Source organism: Sphaerisporangium sp. NPDC049457, from assembly GCF_055586705.1.
Genome location: NZ_JBVJHR010000016.1, coordinates 209484 through 231843 on the forward strand (window position 1 = coordinate 209484; position 22360 = coordinate 231843).

A 22360-nucleotide genomic window follows, 5' to 3' on the forward strand; every position below is an offset into this window, starting at 1 on the left:
GGTGAAGCGCGCTCCCGCGATCGAGAGCCGCGCATGCTCCTGTCAGACCCGGCCTCAGGCCGGGACCATCCCCGTACAAGGAGATGGAGCGGTGTCGGACACCGCACGTGGGGCCGCCGCGAAACGGGCGCGGCACCGAGGGTCTCCCCGCAGGGAACCCGATCAGCGCCGGCGGCGGCCACTAAGGCACGCCGAGACCATGGACTTCGTTCCTCACCGTGTACCTGCACAAGCCAACGTGTCCGACCTTCCCACGCCCCCTTGCCGCCGCGCAACCGAGATTCCGCACGCCGAGCACCACGTGACGACCGTTCGCCGTCCAACCGGCGGACGGCCGGCGGCCTCGCTCATTTCGCTGATCCCACCGACGACAAGAACGATCTTGTTATCGGAAGAGGAGTGCGCCGCACCTGGGAGAACGCGCCGGATCGGCGGGACGGTGCACGGCCAAGCCCGCGCCGCCGTACGTCGGGTAGCCGGCCTCCGCGAAAAAATCTGCGAACTGATCGGACGGCGACGTCGAGAACCCGTGACCGGCCCCGTCCCCGGGGTGAACGCGACCACAATGGGTCACATCAGCACCTAGGAGAATCACGATGGCCAAGTACTTGCTGCTGAAGCACTACCGCGGCGCTCCGGCGGCGGTCAACGACGTGCCCATGGACAAGTGGACGCCGGAGGAGATCACAGCGCACATCCAGTACATGCGCGACTTCGCGGCCCGGCTGGAGGAGACGGGCGAGTTCGTCGACGGTCAGGCGCTCTCCCCCGAGGGGACGTTCGTCCGGTACGACGGCGAGGGACGCCCGCCGGTCACCGACGGCCCGTTCGCCGAGACCAAGGACCTCATCGCCGGCTGGATGGTGATCGACGTCGACACCTACGAGCGCGCCATCGAGCTGGCCGGGGAACTGTCGGCCGCCCCCGGGGCGAACGGGCAGCCGATCCACGAGTGGCTCGAAGTGCGCCCGTTCCTGGCCGAGCCGCCCACCATCACGGAGTGACCTCCCAACTGTCGTCCGCCCCGGGGGCGGACGGGAAGCCGATCCACGAGTGACTCAAGGTGCGCCCGGTTCTGGCCGGGCCTCCCAGCGATCACGGAGTGACCTCTCAGATGAACGAGGCCCTGCTCAGAAGCCTCACGCCGAGCGTGCTCGGCATCCTCGTCCGCCGCGGAGCCGACTTCGCGGCGGCCGAGGACGCGGTCCAGGACGCGCTGGTCAAGGCGGTCAGCGTCTGGCCGGCCGACCCGCCGCGTGACCCTAAGGGCTGGCTGGTCACCGTGGCCTGGCACCGGTTCCTCGACGCGACCCGGGCGGACGCCGCCCGCCGCCGGCGTGAGGACCTCCTCGACGAGGAGCCGGCGCCCGGCCCGGCACCTGAGGTGGACGACACACTCCAGCTCTACTTCCTGTGCGCCCACCCGTCGCTGACGCCGTCGTCCGCGGTCGCGCTCACACTGCGCGCCGTCGGCGGGCTCACCACCCGCCAGATCGCCCAGGCCTACCTGGTGCCCGAGGCGACCATGGCGCAGCGCATCAGCCGCGCCAAGCGCACCGTCTCCGGCGTGCGGTTCGACCAGCCGGGCGATGTCGCGACCGTGCTGCGCGTCCTGTATCTGGTCTTCAACGAGGGCTACTCCGGCGATATCGACCTCGCCGCTGAGGCCATCCGGCTCACCCGGCAGCTCGCGGCCGCGATCGACCACCCAGAGGTGGCGGGGCTGCTCGCCCTCATGCTGCTCCACCACGCCAGGCGTACTACCCGGACCGCGCCCGACGGCGGCCTGGTGCCGCTCGCCCAGCAGGACCGCGGCCGGTGGGACACCCAGTCGATCGCCGAGGGCGTCGCGATCCTGCAGGCGGCCCTCGCCCGCGACCGGCTGGGCGAGTTCCAGGCCCAGGCCGCCATCGCGGCGCTCCACGCCGACGCGCCCACCGCCGACGAGACCGACTGGGTGCAGATCGTCGAGTGGTACGACGAGCTCGTGCGCCTGACCGACAGCCCGGTCGTCCGGCTGAACCGCGCGGTCGCCGTCGGGGAGGCGGACGGGCCCCGCGCCGGGCTCGCGGCGCTCGCGGCGGTGAACGACTCAGTGCCCCGCCACGCCGCGGTGGCGGCGTACCTGCACGAGCGCGACGGCGACCTCGCGACGGCGGCACGGCTCTACGCCGAGGCGGCCCACAAGGCCCCCAACCTCGCCGAACGCGACTACCTAACCCGCCAAGCCGCCCGCCTCAACACCCACCCCCACCCCTAACCCACCAACCCACCCACCTCAACACCCCGGCCCTCCTACGACCAAGCCGCGCGCCTCACGCTCACCCACACCTCGGATACACCAAGCCGCCCACCTCAACGCCCCAGTGCCACCACGACCAGGTCGCCTTGTGCAACGCCTGCAGGTGCACTGACGCGTCGCGCTCCAGCCACCCCATCGGCAGAGACGTTCCCACCGGCGCCGGGTCGGCGGGAGGATGTACGGCGAAGCCGGCGCCGCCGTACAACGAGCAACATGGTGAACCCGAGCGGGACGAGCGGGACCAGTTCCCCTCCACCACGCTGAAAACCCCACGCCGACCACCACCGCCATCGACAGTGACGTCTCAACCGGCGCCGGGTCGGCGGGACGGTGTGCGGTGAAGCCGGCGCCGCCGTACGTCGAGCAACGTGGTGGACCCCTGAGGAGTCAGCGTCCCTTCACCAGATCCAGAAAGGCATCCCACTGCTCTGGATCGATGACAATCGCGGCGAGAGTGCGGTCTTTACTGTCACGTACGCCATATCGGCCACTAGAGAGGTGAGCCACCTCGACGCAGTTGCTGCCGTCGTCACCGGAGAACGTGGATTTACGCCACTGCACGTACTCAGACTCCCCGATCACGGCATCCATCTCCGCACCATCTCCTTGATCATATTCAGTGACTCACAACGCGGCAGTGCGTCCACCCGAATAAGGTCATACCTGAGTGCCAGACCCTTCACCTCATCCGACCGGTCACTCACCCGGTCTTCTGTGCTTTGGGACTCGATGTAGGCCGCTGGAGGCGCTCCCTTCGGCATGTCGGCGATGACGAAGCCGCCCATCTACCCAACCACGCTGCACGCCCTGTAAGGAAGAACCTGTAGGGATATGTGAGGGTTCTCGGCTACATGCAGGAGGTGTTGGAACTGCTCCCACATCACCTCGGCACCAGTGACCGAACGATGCAGGACACCCTCGTCCAGGATGACCCAAAGCATTGGAGGCGAGGAGCGCTTGAGAATGCTCTGCCGGTCCATTCTTGCTCGGACTTGCTCCTCCGCCTCCTCGGTCGTGATACCCGGCTTACGGCTCAGGATGGCTGGGGCGTAGTCCTCGGTCTGGAGGAGGCCGGGGACCATCAGCGGTTCCCACATCCGCAGGGCCTCGGCCTCGCGTTCGTAGTCGAGCCAGGGGCGGAACCAGTGGGGTAGCTGGGCGGCGGCTCGGTTGAGACGGTCGAGGAAGCCGGTGAGCGTGGTGCCGAGGCCGAGGACCTCGTCCACCCGCTGCGCCAGGTCCATGGTGGGTGGCCGGTGACCGTTCTCGATCATGCTGAGCTGGCTGATCGACAGGTGTACGGCGTCACAGAGTTGCCGCTGGGTGAACCCCGTAGAAAGTCGGAATTTGCGCAGTTCTGTACCGAATTGAATGCGCGGAGATATGGACGGATCGGGTTCCAGGGGGATCGTCATCTCCGGACTCCTTTCCTGTCGCCGGCCAACGCGTCAAGGCCATCATGCTGGGGGTTCGCAAACCTCGGCCAGGGCGTTCACGCGATTGTGAACACAATGCGAACCGAGAATCGCCATTGAAGCTCCTCGCTATTTGCCACGGTGTGAGGGCGGCGTCAACGTCATGGCGCCGCCTCGGCCGGCCCGGCCGGGTAAAACAGGAATCCAGTCGGGATCGACCGGTGAAAGGCACGCCGATGGCGCTGCGAACACTGAAAGAGCTTCGCCTGCCGAGCACTCCAGAGTCGGCTTCGCGTGCCCGCGCGGCCGTACAGGAGTGCCTGGGGAAAGAGCACCCGGCCTACGAGCCCGTACGGCTGGCCGTCAGCGAACTGATCACCAATGCGGTCCGGCACGGCCGGCACGAGGTCGGGGGAAGCATGCGAGGCGCCGGCGGTCCCGGGGAGTCCCGGCCACCGGAGGGCGCGCTCAGCGATGCCGACTGCGACACCGCCGTCGAGGGAGAGGGGGAACGGACGAAGATCGAGTGCACTGAAGGGCCGCACACCGCGCCGTTGCTCCTTCGGCTGTCGGTGTACGGCGATGACGACCGAGTACGGGTCGAGGTCACGGACAGAGGCCTGACCGCCAGCACGCCCCGCATCCGCCCCGACCTGGCGGGCCTGCTCGCGAAGAGCACTCCAGCCGGCGCGACATCACTGATCGCGGAGACCTTCTCGGCGGCTCCGGCGCCGCTCGCGGACGAGAACCTTCCGGCGGACCCGGCGTTCCTGCTCGCCGAGGGCGGGCGCGGGCTGGCCATCGTCGACATGCTGTCTCAAGGACACTGGGGCTTCCATCGCAATCCGGACGGCCCCGGCCGCACCGTCTGGTGCGAGATCACCTTTGAGCGCGGCGAACAAGAGCACCGCCGGCTCCTTGCGGCAGGAACCGGCCGCAGCGGCGAAGAGGACATCTGAACGAATCCATGAACTGCTCGATTTTGGATCGTCGCCACTTTCCCAAGATTCGTCCCCATCGCACCACGGCCCTGACACTTCCGCCGCAATCGAAACCGGGCGTACGTCTCCCCGATGAGCTTCGTGTCGGTTCCGTGGTCGAGTGGGCGGCCGCTCCTCCCGTTCTGGGGCATTGATGGTCAGGGAGCCAAGCCGGTCAGTTCCGTCAGTTCGGCGGAGGCGGCCAGTTCGATGGTGCACCAGGTGGGCCGGTCGACCCGAGCGCACCAGGGGGACCAGGCAGACCTGGGCTTCATCGCGAGCCGTGCCGGGTTGGGCGCATCCACGGACTGCTCGCCGGCACCAACCATGTCCGAGTGTCGTGCGTCACCGGGGCTACCGAAGCCATTGGACGGTGCCGGGCGCTGAGCCTGATCATCCATGGTCGCCTCCGGTTCCGCGGGCCGTCACCTCTACGACGAGGAGGACCGCGCGAAATCGACAACGTCCGGACATCTTCGAAGACCGGTCTTGCGGATCGCCGGGTCACCGGCTGGGATCTGCGGATGGATCCGATGGGCGGCGACGGTCCGAGGCTCGACACGGTCTTCGTCAGGTGGACGTGGTGCCGGGCCGTCTTGCATCGGGGCTGGTGGATGGTCACCAGCGTCTACCTGGTCGCCGACGCACGGCTGTCGGCGTCCCAGCTGGTGGTTATCGGCGTCGCCCAAGGGGTGGTCGCGTTGCTGTTCGAGGTCCCGGCCGGTGTCGTCGCCGACGCGCTGAGCCGCAAGTGGTCGTTGGTCGTCTCTCACGTGCTCATGGGCGCCGCCATGCTGGCCACCGGCCTGGTCGGCGAGTTCCCTCTGCTCGTCGCCACGCAGATGTTGTGGGGCCTGTCCTGGACGTTCGCCAGCGGCGCGGACGTCGCGTGGATCAGCGACGAGCTCGCTGATCAGGAGCGTGTCTCCGCGGTGCTGCTGCGTTCGGAGCGGGCCCAGCTGACCGGGACCGTGGCCGGTCTGGTCGGCATCGGCGCGTTGGCGTGGCTCACACATCGCGGCACGGCGATGGTTCTCGCGGGAGCCGCCATGTCGGCGCTCGGTCTTTACGTCGTGGCCCGATTCCCCGAGCGGCGGTTCGTACCGGTCGTCGGAAAGCGGTGGCCGGCCTGGTGGACGATCCTCGTGCGCGGATCGGCCCTTGTGCGCGGAAACCGCGTGCTTCTCGCCGTCTTCGCGGCGACGTTCCTGATCAACGGCGTTGTAGACGCCTTCGGACGCCTGTACCCCCTGCGACTGGCCGACCTCGGGCTTCCCGTCGACCCCGTCGCCTGGCTCGGCGCTCTCGGCGTGCTGATGTGCCTCATGGGCGCGGCCGCCTTGCGAATCTTGCAGCCTCACATCGAAGGCGCGCACACCGTGCGACGCGGCTACGTCGTCGTCTGCGCGGTCGCGGCGGTCGGCGTCGTCACCCTGGCCGGCGCGTCTGAGGCGGCCGGCGGGAGCGTGGCCGTCGTGCTCGGCGCGGGCGCGTTGCCGCTGACCCGCAGTTTGAGCACCATCTGGGTCAACCGGCTGTCCCGCGGCGCCGTCAGGGCCACCGTGCACTCGTTGCTGGCCCAAGTGCAGCACCTGGGGAGCATCACCTGCGGGCTCGCCGTCGCGGTGATCGCCCAGTTCTCCGGGATGCCCCTCGCGCTGGTGACCTGCGGCACGCTCCTCGTGATCGCGATCGCCATCGTCCAGCGCTTCGGCGCCGCACGACCGGAAGGAACGCCCTGAGTTCGCCCGAGCGTCGGACGACCACTCGCTCGCGCCCTCGCGGCCACCACCGGGCTCATCACCGGTCCGACGGACGATCTGACGGGCGCCGGCGGCCCTGGGGGCTGATCGGTCTCCGCTGAGCGGCATGCTGGACGGATCGAAGGTCCGCCTGTTGTCCGATCCGGGCATGGCCGTTCGTCATAGGGGTGCGACCACATCGATCCAGGGAGCGTTGCGATGAAGTACATGATGTTCGTCTGCACCGATACCGAGCCTGACACCGACACCGAGAGCCTGCCCGACGTCGACAAGTGGGTGTCGGAGAACGATGCCGGCGGCCGGCGGCTGCGGGGCGCGGTGCTGGCCCCGGTGTCCTCGGCCACCACCGTCCGGGTCCGCAACGGCGAGGCGCTGATCACCGACGGGCCGTTCGCCGAGACCCAAGAGGTGATCGTCGGCTTCGACCTGCTCGAATGCGCGGACCTCGACGAGGCGATCGAGGTCGCCCGCGCTCACCCCATGGCCAGAACGGGACGGCTGGAGCTGCGGCCGTTCGCCGATTTCGAGCAGTGAAGCGGCATGGCGCCATGACGACGGACGCCGGGGCGGCGGACGCCGTCGCGGCGTCCGCCGATGCCTACCCTCGCATCGTCGGCGCCCTGATCCGCGTGACCGGTGACTGGACGCTGGCCGAGGACTGCGCCCAAGAGGCGCTGACGCTCGCCCTGCGGCGGTGGCCGGAGGAGGGCGTACCGGACAATCCGGGCGGCTGGCTGATGACGGTCGCCCGGAACCGCGCGATCGACACCTTGCGGCGCGCGTCGGTGGAGCGCCGCAAGATGCGCGACCTGGCGGTGCTCGCGTTGACCGCCGGGGACGCCGACTCGGAGACGGAGGAGGACATCGTGGACGATCGGCTGCGACTCGTCTTCACGTGCTGCCATCCGGCGCTGACGATGGAGGCGCGCGTCGCCCTGACACTGCGGACGATCTGCGCCGTGCCGACCGCCGACATCGCTCGCGTGTTCCTGGTCAGCGAATCCACCATGACCCGCCGCCTGACCAGGGCCAAAGCGAAGATCGCGGACGCGGGCATCCCGTACCGGGTACCCAGCGGACCGGCGCTCGCCGAGCGGCTGCCCGGTGTCCTGGCCGTGCTCTACTTGCTGTTCACCCGCGGCTACAACGCCGACGGCGAACCCGCCTTCGCCGAGGAGGCGATACGTCTGGCACGGCTGCTCAGAGAGCTCATGCCGCGACAACCCGAGGTGGCCGGACTGCTGGCTTTGTTCCTGTTCCATCACTCCCGGCGCGAAGCCCGCCGCGACGCCGGCGGCGGGCTGCTCACCCTCGACGAGCAGGACCGGTCCCGCTGGGACCACGCCGCGATCGCCGAAGGTCTCGGCATCCTGGCCGAGGTCCGGCAGGGCGGCCCCTACGCGCTCCAGGCGCGCATCGCCGCGTGCCACGCCACCGCGGCGTCCGGGCCGGCGACCGACTGGCTCACGATCGCCCGGTGCTACGACGAGCTCGTCCTGCTGCGGCCCGGGCCCGTGGTCGAGCTGAACCGCGCCGTGGCGCACGGATACGCGTACGGGCCCGCGACCGGGCTGGAACTGCTGGCCCGCGCACGCGCCGGCGGCGCGCTGGACGACTACCCGCTCGCCGTCGCCGCGGAAGCGGACCTGACCGCCCGCCTCGGCGACCACCACCGCGCCGCCGCCCTGTTCCGGCAGGCGGCCGCCGGCGCGCACAGCGAGCCGGAGCGGCGGACCCTGCTCGACCGCGCCACCGAGGAGGACGACGCCCATGACGCGAGCTCGATGGACTGCGCCACCCGCCGAGGTCCAGTGGGTCGTGAAACCGTCATCGCCGACGGCGTCCATCAAACTTGGACGTGACCAACGCGCCGGTCGCGCGCGCTGACCCCGAGCCGGGGGCGGCTCGGGGCGGACGCGTGGGTCAGCGGGCGTCGACGATCATGCCGGCGCCCACGGTGCCGTTGGTGGCCTCGTCGATCAGGATGAAGCCGCCGGTGAGGCGGTTGCGGGAGTAGTCGTCCACGAACAGCGGCTGGGTGACCCGCAGGGACACCCGGCCGATCTCGTTGAGGCCGAGCGAGCCCGCCGACTCGTCGCGGTGCAGGGTGTTCACGTCCAGCCGGTAGTGCAGATCGCGGACCAGCGCGCGGGCCGTGCGGGTGGTGTGCTTGATGATCAGCTTGGAGCGCGGGCCGAGCTTGAGGCCGTCGGACATCCAGCAGACCATCGCGTCGAGCTCCTGGGCGGTCTGCGGCTGGTTGTGCGGGCGGCAGATCAGGTCTCCGCGGGAGATATCGATGTCGTCCTCCAGGCGGAGGGTGACGGACATGGGCGGGAAGGCCTCCTCGACGGGGCCGTCGAAGGTGTCGATGGCCGCCACGCGCGTCGTCAGGCCGGAGGGCAGGTGCATGACCTCGTCGCCCGGCTTGAGGATGCCGCCCGCGACCTGGCCGGCGTAGCCGCGGTAGTCGTGGAACGCCGGGTCGGTGGCCCGCTGGGGACGGATGACGTACTGCACGGGAAACCGCACGTCGACCAGGTTGCGGTCGGAGGCGATGTGCAGGTTCTCCAGGTGGTGCAGCAGCGAGGTGCCCTGGTACCAGGGCATGTTCTCCGACCGGGTGACGACGTTGTCGCCGTGCAGGGCGGAGATCGGGATGAAGGTGAGGTCGGCGACGTTCAGCTTGGCCGCGAAGGCGGTGAACTCCTCGCGGATCTCCTCGAAGCGGTCCTTGCCGTAGTCGACCAGGTCCATCTTGTTGACGGCCAGCACCAGGTGGGGGACCCGGAGCAGCGTGGTGAGGAACGCGTGGCGGCGCGACTGCTCGACCACGCCCTTGCGGGCGTCGATCAGCACGATGGCCAGGTCGGCGGTGGAGGCGCCGGTGACCATGTTGCGGGTGTACTGGATGTGGCCGGGGGTGTCGGCGATGATGAACTTGCGCTTGGGCGTGGCGAAGTAGCGGTAGGCGACGTCGATGGTGATGCCCTGCTCGCGCTCGGCGCGCAGGCCGTCGGTGAGCAGCGACAGGTCGGTGTACTCGGTGCCGCGGTCACGGCTGGTGCGCTCGACGGCCTCCAGCTGGTCCTCGAAGATCGCCTTGGAGTCGAAGAGCAGACGCCCGATGAGCGTGGACTTGCCGTCGTCGACCGAACCCGCAGTGGCGAAACGCAGGATGTCCATCAGAACTGCTCTCCATCGATTGTGCGGCCGGACCGGCGGTGGGACGTGCGCGCGGACCGCGAGAGTGGCGGGCCTGGGACTGCGACAAGACGGGGCATCAGAAGTAGCCCTCCTTCTTGCGGTCCTCCATGGCGGCCTCCGAAGTGCGGTCGTCGGCGCGGGTCGCGCCCCGCTCGGTGATGCGGGTGGCGGCGATCTCGGCGATGATCTCTTCCACCGTGGCGGCGGTGGACTCGACGGCGCCGGTGCAGGTCATGTCGCCGACGGTGCGGTAGCGGACGACGGTGTCGTACGCCGGCTCGTCGTCGCCGCGGTTGACCACGTCGGCGTCGGCGAGCAGCATGCCGTCGCGCTCGAACACCTTGCGGGTGTGCGCGTAGTAGATCGACGGGATCTCGATGCCCTCGCGCCGGATGTAGTCCCAGATGTCCAGCTCGGTCCAGTTGGAGAGCGGGAAGACCCGGATGTGCTCGCCCTTGCGGATGCGGGCGTTGTACAGATTCCACAGCTCGGGGCGCTGGTTCTTCGGATCCCACTGGCCGAAGTCGTCGCGGAAGGAGAACACGCGCTCCTTCGCACGGGCCTTCTCTTCGTCGCGCCGGGCGCCGCCGAACACCGCGTCGAACTCGTGCTCCTCGATGGCGTCGAGCAGCGTGGTGGTCTGCAGCCGGTTGCGGCTGGCCCGCCTGCCGGTCTCCTCGGCAACCCGGCCGGCGTCGATCGACGCCTGGACGGAGGCGACCACCAGGCGGGCGTTCAGCTCGGCGACCCGCCGGTCGCGAAACTCGATCACCTCGGGGAAGTTGTGCCCGGTGTCGACGTGCATCAGCGGGAAGGGGATCGGCGCCGGCCAGAACGCCTTCTCGGCGATGCGTACCATGACGATGGAGTCTTTGCCGCCGGAAAACAGCAGGCACGGACGCTCGAACTCGGCCGCGACCTCGCGCATGATGTGAATGGCCTCGGCTTCGAGGACGTCGAGCTGCGATGTCGTGTAATCGCTCTGGAGCATCTGCTCTTCCTCCGGTGTGGGGCCCTAACGGTGCACGTCACGGATGCCGGCGAGCAACGTTGGCGCCAGATCCGGTAGGGAGACCAGGATATCCGGCAATGAAGGGTTCTCCTGGTTGTAGATCAACGGGGACCCGTCGATGCGGCTCGCGTGGGCTCCCGCGGCCAGCGCCACGGCCACCGGGGCCGCGGAATCCCACTCGTACTGCCCGCCGCCGTGGACGTACGCCTCGACCTCGCCGGTGATCACCGCCGCGATCTTGGCGCCGGCCGAGCCCATCGGCACGAGGTCGGCGCCGACGAGATGGGCGAGTTTCCTGACGAACTCGGGCGGACGGGTGCGGCTGACCGCGATGCGGATGCGGCCCTCGCGCGGGGCGGGAAGCGGGGGCGGGGAAGCGGTGGTCAGCGTGACCCCCTGCGCGGGCAGCGCGACGGCCCCTGCGACCAGCCCTCCAACGCCCGCGACCAACCCGCGCTGCCACAGGGCCACGTGGACGGCCCAGTCGGCGCGGCCCTGTTCGCCGAACTCGCGGGTGCCGTCGAGCGGGTCGATGATCCACACGCGCTCGGCGGTCTGGCGGCGCGGGTCGAGCCGCTCTTCGCGGGTGCCCTCTTCGGACAGGACGCTGTCGCTCGGCCGCAGCCGGGACAGCGACTCGATGAGAAGGTCATGGGACTCGTGGTCGCCCGCGTGGCGCAGCGCCACCGGGTCGTCGAACCCCTCGCGGGATCGCAGGGCCAGCAGCCTCTCGCCGGCCTCAGCCGCGAGGTCTCTGGCGAGCGCGTGGTCGTCGCGTATCGTCACGATGCCCTTCCTGGTGCGCACCCGGGTAATCCCTTACCTCGGGCTAGTAAGCGCCCGAGCCACGTGCCACGGCCGACCAGGTCTTCCACAGGATCTGTAGATCCAGGGTGAGAGACCAGTTTTCGACATAACGCAGGTCCAACCGTACCGATTCCTCCCAGGAAAGATCAGACCTGCCGTTGACTTGCCACAGGCCGGTCATGCCCGGGCGGACCACCAGCCGCCGGCGGACGTCGTCACCGTATGCGGCGACCTCCCGCGGGAGCGGCGGCCTCGGCCCGACAAGGGACATGTCTCCGAGCAGCACATTGAAGAGCTGGGGCAGCTCGTCAAGAGAGTAACGCCGTAACCAGGCCCCGAGCGGGGTGACCCGCGGATCGTCTCTGATCTTGAACAGCACGCCGTCGCCGTCGCTGACGAGGTGGACCTTGCGGCGCTCGGCGTCCGGGCTCATCGTGCGCAGCTTGAGAATGGTGAACTCCACGCCGTCTCTGCCCACCCGCGTCTGCCGGAACAGCGCCGGCCCGGGGCTCGTCGCGCGCACGGCGACGACGAGAGCGGCCAGGACGGGGGCCAGGACGGCGATGGCCAGGCCCGCGACCACCCGGTCGAAAAGATTCTTGAGCAACTGGCGGACCCCTGACAGCTCGGGATGCTCGACGTGCAGCAGCGGCAACCCCGCCACCGGCCTGATCGTGGTGCGCGGCCCGGCGACCTCCATGAGCGCGGGGGCGACGACGAGATCGGTGCGGGTCTTCTCCAGCCGCCAGGCCAGGCGGCGCAGGGCGGTGCCGTCAAGCTCGGGGCAGGCGAGCACGGCGACGGTGTCGGCCGCGACCTGGCCGACGACCAGCGGGACGTCCGAGAAGTCGCCGAGCACCGGGACGCCCTCGACGACGCCCGCGGCCTCCCCCCGCGGCAGGCACACGCCGACGACATGCATGCCGTGATAGGGCTCACGCCGGAACCGGCGCACCAGATCGGCGGTCGCGGCCCGGTGGCCGACGGCCACCACCCTGCGCATGCACAGGCCCCTGGAGCGCATGACGTGCAGGCGCAGCCGTATGGCGTACCTCGCGGAAAGGGTGAGCGCGGTCATGAGGGGCAGGTCGAGAACGACATACCCCCGGGCGAGGTCGGTCTTGGTGACGTACGACGCGATCGCCACCCCGGCGGTCAGGAAGAACCCGCACTGGGTGATGCGCCGGAACTCCTCTGAACCCACGCCCATGAGCCGCGCCTCGTAGGCCCGGTTGAGCGCCACGACGGCCACCCACAACACCGGCAGCACCAGGCTGAGCACCAGGTAAGGCGCGACATACGGGGTGACCTCGCCGAACCGGACCACGATCGCCACCGCGCCCGCGAGCAACCCGCACCCGAGATCGCCCGCCACGGCGCATATGCGGTAACTGCGCACCCAGCGCGGGAGGAAGGCGCCGTGCCCGCCGGCGCGCGGAATGATCGCGTCCGCGCGCGCCCCGGCGCGCGGGGTGATCGCATCGGCGCGCGCCCCGGGGCGTGAGACGGACGCGCCCGGCCTTCCGATGGCCGCCGCCGACCTTTCGCCGTCGCGCACGCATCCTCCTTGTGACCGATCGGACACTTTCCGTGAGGATGCTAGCGGCCACCTGCGACAGTCTTTGGAGAATCCGGAAACTCTCTTTACGCGTCCGGCACGCCCTCGGCGCGCCCACCGCCGCCCGCCACCGTCCGCCGCCCGCCAGCCCTCCCATCCGGGGACGCGGTTTCGGCCACTCCTCGCTTGCGCCGCGATCAGGAAGAAGTGAGCGCTTTTGCCGAACCGGCAACGTTTGTTGTCACATCGGCCATCCAACCCGCACCGTAGGCGCACAGTAGAGCGGAAGGAGACACGCGATGGAGAAGACCTACGACGTGGTGGTGGTCGGCGGCGGCGCGGCCGGGCTCAGCGGGGCCCTGGCGCTGTCGCGGGCGCGGCGGTCGGTGCTGGTGGTGGACGCCGGGGAGCCGCGCAACGCGCCGGCCGGGCACGTGCACAACTACTTGGGCCGGGAGGGCACGCCGCCCGCCGAGCTCCTGGCATCCGGGCGGGACGAGGTGACCGGGTACGGCGGTGAGATCGTCGCGGGGCGCGTCGAGTCCGCCGCGAAGCTGGACGACGGCTTCCAGGTGCGGCTGGACGACGGGCGCGAGGTGCGGGCACGGCGGCTGCTGGTCACGACCGGCCTCGTCGACGAGGTTCCCGACGTGCCGGGGGTGGCCGAGCGGTGGGGCCGCGACGTGCTGCACTGCCCCTACTGCCACGGGTGGGAGGCGCGCGACCTGCGCATCGGCGTCCTCGCGACCGGGCCGCTGTCCTTGGCCCAGGCCGAACTGTGGCGGCAGTGGAGCACCGAGGTGCTGTTCCTGCTGCACCACGCCCCGGCGCCGGACGCCGAGGCGGCCGAGCGGCTCGCGGCCCGCGGGATCACCGTCGTGGACGGCCCGGTCGCCGGGCTGGAGGTGGCGGACGACAGGCTCACCGGCGTGCGGCTGGCCTCGGGCGAGGTCGTCCCGCTCGACGCGGTGGTCGTCGCGACGCGGCTCACCGCCCGCTCGGAGGTGCTGGAATCGCTCGGGCTGAAGCCGGTGGAGGTGGAGATGCACGGCCACGTCATCGGCAGCCAGATCGCCACCGACCCGGCCGGCGCCACGGCCGTGCCGGGCGTGTGGGCGGCGGGCAACGTCGCCGACCCGCGCGCCCAGGTGATGACGGCCGCCGCCGCGGGGCTGACCGCCGGCGCGGCGATCAACGCCGATCTCGTCGCCGAGGACACCCGCGACGCCGTCGACGCCTACCGGCACCTGGTGAGGACGATGTTCGAGGAGGACGCCTGGGAGGAGCGGTACCGCGCCCGCCCCGCTCTCTGGAGCGGACGTCCGAACCCGCAACTCGTCGCCGACGCCGCCGAGCTGACCCCGGGCCGGGCGCTCGACGTCGGCAGCGGCGAGGGCGCCGACGCCGTCTGGCTCGCCGAACGGGGTTGGCGGGTGACGGCGGTCGACATCTCCACCGTCGCGCTGCGGCGGGCCGCCGACCACGCCGCCACCGCCAGCGCGCAGGTGGCCGGCCGCATCGAATGGACGCACGCGGACCTGCGCGACCACGTACCCGCCGAAGGCGCCTACGACCTGGTGTCGTCCCAGTTCATGCACCTTCCGAGCAGGGAGCGGCGGGAACTGTTCGCGCGGCTGGCCGCCGCGGTCGCCCCGGGCGGCACCCTGATGATCGTCGGGCACCACCCGGCCGACCTGCGGACCACGGCTCACCGGATGCACTTCCCGGACCTGATGTTCACCGCGGAGGAGGTCGCGTCCTCTCTCGACCCGGCCGAGTGGGAGGTCCTGGCGGCCGAGGCCCGGCCGCGCGCGGTGGAGGACCAGGAGGGACGCCCCACGACCGTCCACGACGCCGTACTCGTCGCCCGCCGCCGTCCGTGACCGCGCTGGCCGCGCGCGGTGGCGGCCTGAGGGGTACGCGGTCAGCGGGGAGGTTTGACGGGTTTGAGGTCGGAGGCGTGGAAGGTGTTCTGGGTGGCCTCCAGGCCCGATGTGATCAGGGACTCGGTGACGTCGGCGGCGCGGTCGACCAGCAGCGGCAGATCTTTGCGCTCGGCCGTGCCGAAGTCGCGGAGCACGAAGTCGGCGGGGTCCATGCGGCCGGGCGGGCGGCCGACACCGAAGCGCACCCGCAGGTAGTCCTTGGTGGCGAGCGACTTGGTGAGCGAGCGCAGGCCGTTGTGGCCGTTGTCGCCGCCGCCCAGCTTGACGCGCAGCGCCCCGTACGGAATGTCCAGTTCGTCGTGGACGACGATGATGTTCGCCGGGACGACCTTGTAGAAGTCGGCGAGGGCCTTGACCGGGCCGCCCGAAAGGTTCATGTACGAGCGCGGCTTGGCGAGCACGACCGACACGCCGGCGAGCCGACCCTCGATGATCTCGGCACGCGACTTGTGCGCCTTGAAACGGCCGCCGACCCGCGCGGCGAGCTCGTCCAGCACCATGAACCCGGCGTTGTGCCGGTTACCGGCGTACTCGGGACCGGGATTGCCCAGCCCGACGACCAACCAGCGGTCCACGACGACCTCTTCCGTCTTCCGTTCGTCTGACGGCCGGCACGACCGGCGACCGCCTGCCTGATCGGCCGGCGGGACCGGCGCCCGCGGCCCGGTGGGGTTCGGGCCCGCACACCGGACAGGGCAGCCGGGCGGCCGGTGAACGGCTGCCTGGCTGCCCTGCCGACGATACGGGACTGCCGACGATGTGCGGCGTTACTCGGCGGACGCGCTCTCGGCGGACGCGCCGGCGGCGGACTCCTCGGCGCCCTCTTCGGTCTCGGCCGTGGTCGGGACGCCGGTGACCTGGAGGATGACCGTCTCGGGGTCGGCGGCCAGCGTGGTGCCCTGCGGCAGCTTGAGGTCACCGGCGGTGATGACCGCGCCGACCTCGAGACCCTCGATGTCGACCTCGACACCGGTCGGGATGTGGGTGGCCTCGGTCTCGACCGCGATGGAGAGGAGCTGCTGGTCGAACAGGCCGCCGGGGGCGATCTCGCCGGTCGTGGTGACCGGGAGCTCGACGGTGACCTTCTCGCCGCTCTTCACCAGCAGCAGGTCGACGTGCTCGAGGAAGCCCTTGATCGGGTCGCGCTGGACGCCCTTGGGCAGCGCGAGCTCGTTCACGCCGTCACCCTCGAGGCGGATCAGGACGTTCGGCGTGCGCAGGGCGAGCAGCAGCTCGTGACCCGGCAGGATCAGGTGCTTGGTCTCGGTGCCGTGGCCGTACAGGACGACGGGGACCTTGTCGGCGCGGCGGATCTTGCGCGCGGCGCCCTTGCCGAACTCGGAACGCTGTTCGGCGGCGATGCGTACTTCGGACACGGCATGTCTCCTAGGGAAACGGGGAATCGGAAGGCGCTCACCCTCACCCGCCCTAGCGGAAGGCGTTACGAGCGCGGAACCTTTACTGAACCCTCAGAGCTTACCCGACCAGGCGAGTCGCCCGGCGGTCCGGCGACCACGGCCGGACGCGTCCGCGTCCGGGGAGACGGTGACGGCGGCGAAAGAGCGGCCAGGTACGGGATGTCGCCTCTGAGCAGGCGCGACGCCGGCCGTCCCCCCGCGAGGGAGGAACGCCGGCGTCAAACCTGGATCAGGCGTCGCCCTCGAAGAGGCTGGTCACTGAGCCGTCGCTGAAGACCTCGCTGATGGCGCGGGCGATCAGCGGGGCGATCGACAGGACGGTGAGCTTGTCGAACCGCTTCTCCTGCGGGATCGGAAGCGTGTTGGTGACGACGACCTCGGCGATGCGCGAGTTCTTCAGGCGGTCCACGGCGGGGTCGGAGAAGATCGCGTGGGTGGCGGCCACGATGATGTTCGTCGCGCCCTGCTCGTACAGCGCGTCGGCGGCCTTGCAGATCGAGCCGCCGGTGTCAATCATGTCGTCGATCAGCACGCAGGTGCGGCCGCGCACCTGGCCGACGACCTCGTGCACCTTCACCTGGTTGGCCACGTCGAGGTCGCGGCGCTTGTGGATGAACGCGACCGGCGTGCCGAGCTGGTCGGCCCAGCGCTCGGCGAGGCGGACGCGGCCGGTGTCGGGCGAGACGATCGTGGTGATCGCCGGGTCGAGCTTGCCGCTGAGATAGCGGTGGAGCACGGGCAGCGCGAACAGGTGGTCGACGGGGCCGTCGAAGAAGCCCTGGATCTGCGGGGTGTGCAGGTCGACCGACATCAGCCGGTCGGCGCCCGCGGTCTTGAACAGGTCGGCCATCAGGCGGGCGGTGATCGGCTCGCGGCCGCGCCCCTTCTTGTCCTGGCGCGAGTAGCCGAAGAACGGCAGCACCACGGTGATGCGCTTGGCCGACGCCCGCTTGAGGGCGTCCACCATGATGAGCTGCTCCATGATCCACTTGTTGATCGGCTCGGTGTGGCTCTGGATCACGAAGGCGTCGCTGCCGCGCACCGACTCCATGTAGCGGGCGTAGATCTCACCGTTGGCGAAGTCGTGCAGCCTCGTCGGCGTGATCTCGATGCCGAGGTGCTGCGCGACCTCCTCGGCCAGCTCGGGGTAGGCGCGTCCGGAGAAGAACATCAGGTGCTTCTCGCCTGTGGTCTTCTTGCCGGTCACGTAGCCCTCATCGGCCGCCTGCTCGCCGGACGGAGCCGTGAAGGGCTCGTCGCGCTTCTCGGCTGGCTCGCCGCGCTGGTTCATTTCGAAGCTCCCCGCTATTGTTCGCCGGCCGGTTCGGCCCGCTCGCTACCTTCGGCCCGCTGAGATGGTGTACCCAGCTCGCCGTTTCCCGCACGCCCGGACTGTGAGTCCCGGCCGCTCGTCTGGCCGCCGCGCCCGTCAGCCCCGTCAGACCCCTCAGGCCTGGTGTGGGCGTCCTGGCCGTTCGCCCGGCCGTCACGCCCCGCCGTCGCGCGGACGGCGGCCTCGGCGGAGGCGGTGCCCGGGCGCCTGCGCGCCACCCACCCCTCGATATTGCGCTGGTGGGCCCGGCCGACCGCCATCGCCCCCGGCGGAACGTCGGCGGTGATGACCGAACCGGCGGCGGTGTAGGCGCCGTCGTGGATGGTCACCGGGGCGACGAGCATGTTGTCGCCCCCCACCCGGACGTGGTCGCCGACCGTGGTGTGGTGCTTCTGGACGCCGTCGTAGTTGAGGAAGACGGTGGCGGCGCCGATGTTGCTGCCCTCGCCGATGGTGGCGTCGCCCACATAGGAGAGGTGGGGCACCTTGGACCCGGCGCCGACGCGGGCGTTCTTCAGCTCGACGTAGCTGCCGGCCTTGGCCTTGGGGCCGAGCACCGTGCCGGGCCGCAGGTAGGCGAACGGGCCGACCGTGGCGCCCGGGCCGATCTCCGCACCGTCGCAGACGGCGTTGCGCACTACCGCGCCCGCGCCGACGGACGTATCGGTGAGAGTGCTGCCGGGCCCGACCTCGGCGCCGGACGCGACGCTCGTGCCGCCGTGCAACTGGGTGGCGGGGTGGACCACGACGTCCGGCTCGATGGTGACGCCGACGTCGATCCAGGTGCTGGCCGGGTCGACGATCGTGACCCCGGCGCGCATGTGGGCGTGCAGGATGCGGGTGTTCAGCACGCCGCGGGCGGACGAGAGCTGGACGCGGTCGTTGACGCCTTCCACCTCGACGTGGTCGCCGGCGATGTACGCCCCGACGCGGTGGCCGTCCTCGCGCAGGATCGACAGCACGTCGGTGAGATACTCCTCGCCTTGGGCGTTGGCGCTGGAGACGCGTTTGACGGCGTCGGCCAGCAGCAGCCCGTCGAACGCGTAGACCCCGGAGTTCATCTCCTTGATCGCCCGCTGCTCCGGCGAGGCGTCCTTGTCTTCGACGATCGCCAGGACGGCGCCCCCGGCGTCGCGGACGATGCGGCCGTACCCGGCGGGGTCGGGCACCTCGGCCGTGAGCACCGTGACGGCGTTGCCCTCGGCCGCGTGGGTGGAGAGCAGCTCGGCGAGGGTCTCGGTGCGCAGCAGCGGCGTGTCGCCGTAGGTCACCAGGACCGTGCCATTGATGGTGCCGACCGCCTCAAGGACGGTGCGCACGGCGTGGCCGGTGCCGTTCTGCTCGGCCTGGACGACCGCGTGCGCGTCGGGGCCCGTGGCGGCCAGGTGCGCCTCGACCTGCTCGCGGGCGTGGCCGATCACGACGATCAAACGTTCGGGCGAAAGGCCCCTGGCGGCCTCCAGCATGTGATCGACCAGCGCGCGGCCGCACAGCTCATGGAGGACTTTGGGCTTGGCGGACTTCATCCGGGTGCCCTCGCCGGCTGCGAGGACGATGACGGCTGCCGGGCGCGGCACACTCACGGACTGAGGCTCCCTCGGCGTCGCGGCTGAGACATTGGCGAAGCGGGCTGGCGCGCGGCCACCGTTCAGGCACCGCCCGGCCACCCACCCGACACCGTGAGAATACCTGTCGTCTCCCCGGTGGGATCCAGCCCCCTCGCGGAAGAGTCACACAGCGGTCAGGACGCCGGTGAGAAGCGACACGGGACACGTGAGGGGAAAGTTCCGGCGCCTGGACTCGAACCAGGACAACCCTGCTCCAAAGGCAGGTGGGCTGCCAATTACCCTACGCCGGACCGATGCGAGAACTTCCCCAACCGCGGTGACAAGGATACCCACGAGGGACGCCATCCGCTCAACGCCTTATGCGTCTATGGCTGTGTCTATGGCTGTGTCTATGGCGCTCCCTCCGGTCGCGCGGTGCCCGGGCGCCTTTGAGCCGGCGTCCTTCCTCGTCGTTCACGAGCGCTCGTTCCTCGCACTCGCTCCCTCCTCGTCAGGACACCGGCGCGCCCGAGCACGATTCGGGGCCGGGCACGTTTTGGGTGGGGGTGTCGGGACAGGGGTGATGTAGGGAGCGGTCCGGGCCTTGGGAGGTCGGGCTGATCTTCTTGGAGGGCGGGCGCATCCCCCCTAGCAGATTGGGGCATGTATGCGCAAGGCGTGGACCCGCCACGGGTTCAATGCCGAAGCGTCACCTTCCCCACATTACGGCTTAGTGGTTCCTAACTTACGATGGCGTAAGTTACGGTTACGTAGCTAAGCCACACTTCGCTCGAACCACGTGAGGTAGCCCATGACCGTCGTCGAAGACCGCACGACCCCGCCGCCGCCGCGGCCGGATCTAGAGCCGGAACCCAAGAGCAACTTCGAGCGCGTTCTCCTGGTCGTCTTCGTGTCCGTCCCGTTCCTGGCGCTGGTGGCCGCCGTGCCCATGGCCTGGGGCAGCTTCCTCGGCTGGAGCGACGTCGCGATCACCACGTTCTTCTACGTGTTCACCGGGCTCGGCGTCACGGTGGGCCTTCACCGGTACTTCACGCACGGCTCCTTTAAGGCGAACCGCCCGCTGAAGATCGTCCTCGCCATCGCCGGCAGCATGTCGCTGGAGATGGGGGTCATCGACTGGGTGGCCACCCACCGCCGCCACCACAAGTACTCCGACAAGGAGGGCGACCCGCACTCGCCGTGGCGCTTCGGCAACGACTGGAAGGCGCTGACCAAGGGCCTGCTGTTCGCCCACGTGGGCTGGATGTTCTCCTCCGAGCGCACCAACCGCGAGCGCTTCGCCAAGGACCTGATCGCCGACAAGGACGTCTACCGCATCCACCAGCTGTTCCCGTGGCTGGTCTTCGCCTCGCTGGCGCTTCCCGCCGTCATCGGCGGCCTGGTGACCTGGTCGATCTCCGGCGCGCTGACCGCCTTCTTCTGGGGCAGCCTGGTCCGCATCTGCCTGCTCCACCACGTCACCTGGTCGATCAACTCGGTCTGCCACGTCTTCGGCGACGAGACCTTCGAGGTCCGCGACAAGTCCCGCAACGTGTGGTGGCTGGCCATCCCGTCCTTCGGCGAGTCCTGGCACAACCTGCACCACTCCGACCCGACGGCCGCCCGCCACGGCGCGCTCAAGGGGCAGGTCGACCCGAGCGCCCGCGTGATCCGCTGGTTCGAGCAGGCCGGCTGGGCGACGGACGTCCGGTGGCCCACCCCCGAGCGTCTGGCGGCGAAGCGGCTTGGCTGATCAAGCCCCCCTGTCGGGCCGCCCGGTGGCGGCCCGATCTCTCATTCCCACCCCTTCAACCCCGCGCGTCGCGCCGCTCGCCACCCCCCAGAAAAGCGTCGCGGCTCGTCGAAATGGTGCTTCGGCGGTTGCCCGGTCCGCCGCGCCAGCCATTATGGAAACCATGACCGAACCCCGCTCACGTGTTCGCATGACCGGCAAGGAGCGCCGGGAGCAACTCATCCGCGTCAGCCGAACCCTGTTCGCGGAGAAGGGGTTCGACGGCACGTCCATCGAAGAGATCGCCGCGAGCGCCAGGGTCTCCAAGCCGGTCGTCTATGAGCACTTCGGCGGCAAGGAAGGCATCTACGCCGTCGTCGTCGACCGCGAGATGCAGCGGCTGCTCAGCCTGGTCGCCGTCGCGCTCAACGCCGGCCACCCGCGGGTCCGCCTCGAACGCGCCGCGCTGGCGCTGCTGCAGTACGTCGAGGAGTCCAGCGAGGGCTTCCGCATCCTGGTGCGCGACTCGCACGCCGCCTCCGGCACCGGAACGTTCGCGAGCCTCATCAGCGACATCGCCAGCCAGGTCGAGGACGTCCTCGCCGACCAGTTCGCCGACCGCGGGTACGCCCCGACGCTCGCCCCGATGTACGCGCAGATGCTCGTCGGCATGGTCGCCCTGACCGGCCAGTGGTGGCTGGACGCGCGCAAGCCCGACCGTGAGGAGGTCGCCGCCCACCTGGTCAATCTCGCCTGGAACGGCCTCACCGGCCTGGAGCCGAACCCCGGCCTCACCGCCGTCTCCGCTCGCGGCCTGCCCGCGATGTCGGTTGTGTCGGCTGTGTCCCCTGTGGTGGAGCTGCGCGGCATCGCACGTCCCTCGGACAAAGAGCGCAAAGACCTGGAGAAGATCAGGGAGAGAGAGCTCAAGGAGCAGGAGAAGGCCCGCGCCCGCGAGCTGCGCGAGCAAGAGAGGTTCCTGCGCGAGCAGGAGAAGGCGCGGTCACGCGACCTGCGCGAGCAGGAGAGGCTGCGCCGCGAAGAGGAGAAGCTGCTGGCCCGCGAGCAGCGCGAGCGCGAGAAGCTGCGCGCCCAGGAGGCCAAGCTCGCCGAGCAGCAGGCCAAGCAGGCCGAGCGGGAGGCCGCCAGACGGGCCAAGCTCGCCGCCGAGCGGGCCGAACGCGCCCAGCGCGGCGAACAGGTCGAGCGGGTCGAACGCATCGAGGTCGAGCGGGTGCCGCTGGTGGGGCACGTCGCGCCGGCCGAGTTGCCGCAGGGGCGGGACACCAAGAGCACCGAGCCTCCGACCAGCGCGGACGCCGAGCATGGGGCGAAGTAAA

General features: G+C 70.1%; 19 protein-coding genes and 1 tRNA gene. 9 read left to right on the top strand and 11 right to left on the bottom strand.

Features of this window, described 5'->3' with window-relative positions; all coding sequences use genetic code 11:
- Positions 1 to 596: 596 nt before the first annotated feature.
- The gene (locus ACZ6QO_RS25295) at positions 597 to 1004 is read left to right on the top strand and encodes a YciI family protein (protein ID WP_465854074.1); all 408 of its coding nucleotides are present in this window, start codon (positions 597 to 599) and stop codon (positions 1002 to 1004) included.
- Positions 1005 to 1114: 110 nt separating this feature from the next.
- On the top strand, positions 1115 to 2260 hold the full coding sequence (locus tag ACZ6QO_RS25300; protein WP_465854075.1) for an RNA polymerase sigma factor: 1146 nt from the start codon (positions 1115 to 1117) through the stop codon (positions 2258 to 2260).
- Between the two features lie 429 nt (positions 2261 to 2689).
- On the opposite strand, the gene ACZ6QO_RS25305 is transcribed toward ACZ6QO_RS25300, so the two are convergent.
- Together ACZ6QO_RS25305 and ACZ6QO_RS25310 are read right to left on the bottom strand one after the other, a co-directional pair.
- Positions 2690 to 2893, bottom strand: a complete 204-nt coding sequence (locus ACZ6QO_RS25305; protein ID WP_465854076.1) for a DUF397 domain-containing protein — start codon at positions 2891 to 2893, stop codon at positions 2690 to 2692.
- A 194-nt stretch (positions 2894 to 3087) separates the two neighbouring features.
- Positions 3088 to 3717, bottom strand: coding sequence for a helix-turn-helix domain-containing protein (locus tag ACZ6QO_RS25310; protein ID WP_465854077.1), 630 nt, complete (start codon positions 3715 to 3717; stop codon positions 3088 to 3090).
- Positions 3718 to 3953: 236 nt separating this feature from the next.
- Between ACZ6QO_RS25310 and ACZ6QO_RS25315 the strand changes: the two genes are divergently transcribed.
- The 4 genes from ACZ6QO_RS25315 (at position 3954) to ACZ6QO_RS25330 (ending at position 8322) form a co-directional block, all read left to right on the top strand.
- Positions 3954 to 4676, top strand: coding sequence for an ATP-binding protein (locus ACZ6QO_RS25315; RefSeq protein WP_465854078.1), 723 nt, complete (start codon positions 3954 to 3956; stop codon positions 4674 to 4676).
- Between the two features lie 545 nt (positions 4677 to 5221).
- Positions 5222 to 6439 (top strand): MFS transporter, encoded by a 1218-nt coding sequence (locus ACZ6QO_RS25320; protein ID WP_465854079.1) that lies wholly within the window; start codon positions 5222 to 5224, stop codon positions 6437 to 6439.
- A 219-nt stretch (positions 6440 to 6658) separates the two neighbouring features.
- Positions 6659 to 6994 (top strand): YciI family protein, encoded by a 336-nt coding sequence (locus ACZ6QO_RS25325; RefSeq protein ID WP_465854080.1) that lies wholly within the window; start codon positions 6659 to 6661, stop codon positions 6992 to 6994.
- Positions 6995 to 7008: 14 nt separating this feature from the next.
- The gene (locus tag ACZ6QO_RS25330) at positions 7009 to 8322 is read left to right on the top strand and encodes an RNA polymerase sigma factor (protein ID WP_465854081.1); all 1314 of its coding nucleotides are present in this window, start codon (positions 7009 to 7011) and stop codon (positions 8320 to 8322) included.
- Between the two features lie 61 nt (positions 8323 to 8383).
- Here ACZ6QO_RS25330 and cysN read toward each other — a convergent pair whose 3' ends face one another.
- The 4 genes from cysN to ACZ6QO_RS25350 form a co-directional block, all read right to left on the bottom strand.
- Positions 8384 to 9646 carry a sulfate adenylyltransferase subunit CysN gene (cysN, locus tag ACZ6QO_RS25335; RefSeq protein ID WP_465854082.1) on the bottom strand — a complete coding sequence of 421 codons (1263 nt, stop codon included), beginning with the start codon at positions 9644 to 9646 and terminating at the stop codon, positions 8384 to 8386.
- A 97-nt stretch (positions 9647 to 9743) separates the two neighbouring features.
- Positions 9744 to 10658: a sulfate adenylyltransferase subunit CysD gene (cysD, locus tag ACZ6QO_RS25340; RefSeq protein ID WP_465854083.1), complete on the bottom strand. Its 915-nt coding sequence runs from the start codon at positions 10656 to 10658 to the stop codon at positions 9744 to 9746.
- Positions 10659 to 10682: 24 nt separating this feature from the next.
- A complete protein-coding gene (locus ACZ6QO_RS25345) occupies positions 10683 to 11465 on the bottom strand; it encodes a 3'(2'),5'-bisphosphate nucleotidase CysQ (protein WP_465854114.1) in 783 nt (260 codons plus the stop codon).
- Positions 11466 to 11508: 43 nt separating this feature from the next.
- A complete protein-coding gene (locus ACZ6QO_RS25350) occupies positions 11509 to 12930 on the bottom strand; it encodes a sugar transferase (protein WP_465854115.1) in 1422 nt (473 codons plus the stop codon).
- A gap of 413 nt (positions 12931 to 13343) precedes the next feature.
- Here ACZ6QO_RS25350 and ACZ6QO_RS25355 point away from each other — a divergent pair, with 413 nt between their 5' ends.
- Positions 13344 to 14927, top strand: a complete 1584-nt coding sequence (locus ACZ6QO_RS25355) for an FAD-dependent oxidoreductase (RefSeq protein ID WP_465854084.1) — start codon at positions 13344 to 13346, stop codon at positions 14925 to 14927.
- A gap of 41 nt (positions 14928 to 14968) precedes the next feature.
- Here ACZ6QO_RS25355 and pth read toward each other — a convergent pair whose 3' ends face one another.
- From pth to ACZ6QO_RS25380, 5 genes are all read right to left on the bottom strand, one after another.
- On the bottom strand, positions 14969 to 15565 hold the full coding sequence (pth, locus tag ACZ6QO_RS25360) for an aminoacyl-tRNA hydrolase (protein WP_465854085.1): 597 nt from the start codon (positions 15563 to 15565) through the stop codon (positions 14969 to 14971).
- A 192-nt stretch (positions 15566 to 15757) separates the two neighbouring features.
- Positions 15758 to 16366 carry a 50S ribosomal protein L25/general stress protein Ctc gene (locus ACZ6QO_RS25365; RefSeq protein ID WP_465854086.1) on the bottom strand — a complete coding sequence of 203 codons (609 nt, stop codon included), beginning with the start codon at positions 16364 to 16366 and terminating at the stop codon, positions 15758 to 15760.
- Positions 16367 to 16637: 271 nt separating this feature from the next.
- Positions 16638 to 17615 (bottom strand): ribose-phosphate diphosphokinase, encoded by a 978-nt coding sequence (locus ACZ6QO_RS25370; protein WP_465854116.1) that lies wholly within the window; start codon positions 17613 to 17615, stop codon positions 16638 to 16640.
- A gap of 98 nt (positions 17616 to 17713) precedes the next feature.
- Entirely contained in the window at positions 17714 to 19324 is a 1611-nt protein-coding gene (gene glmU, locus ACZ6QO_RS25375) for a bifunctional UDP-N-acetylglucosamine diphosphorylase/glucosamine-1-phosphate N-acetyltransferase GlmU (protein WP_465854087.1), read from the bottom strand.
- A 202-nt stretch (positions 19325 to 19526) separates the two neighbouring features.
- Positions 19527 to 19599: transfer RNA gene (locus ACZ6QO_RS25380), tRNA-Gln, on the bottom strand.
- 500 nt (positions 19600 to 20099) lie between these two features.
- On the opposite strand from ACZ6QO_RS25380, the gene ACZ6QO_RS25385 reads away from it, so the two are divergent.
- Both ACZ6QO_RS25385 and ACZ6QO_RS25390 read left to right on the top strand, forming a co-directional pair.
- Positions 20100 to 21041 (top strand): acyl-CoA desaturase, encoded by a 942-nt coding sequence (locus tag ACZ6QO_RS25385; RefSeq protein ID WP_465854088.1) that lies wholly within the window; start codon positions 20100 to 20102, stop codon positions 21039 to 21041.
- A gap of 163 nt (positions 21042 to 21204) precedes the next feature.
- Positions 21205 to 22359, top strand: coding sequence for a TetR/AcrR family transcriptional regulator (locus tag ACZ6QO_RS25390; protein WP_465854089.1), 1155 nt, complete (start codon positions 21205 to 21207; stop codon positions 22357 to 22359).
- Position 22360: the final 1 nt, after the last annotated feature.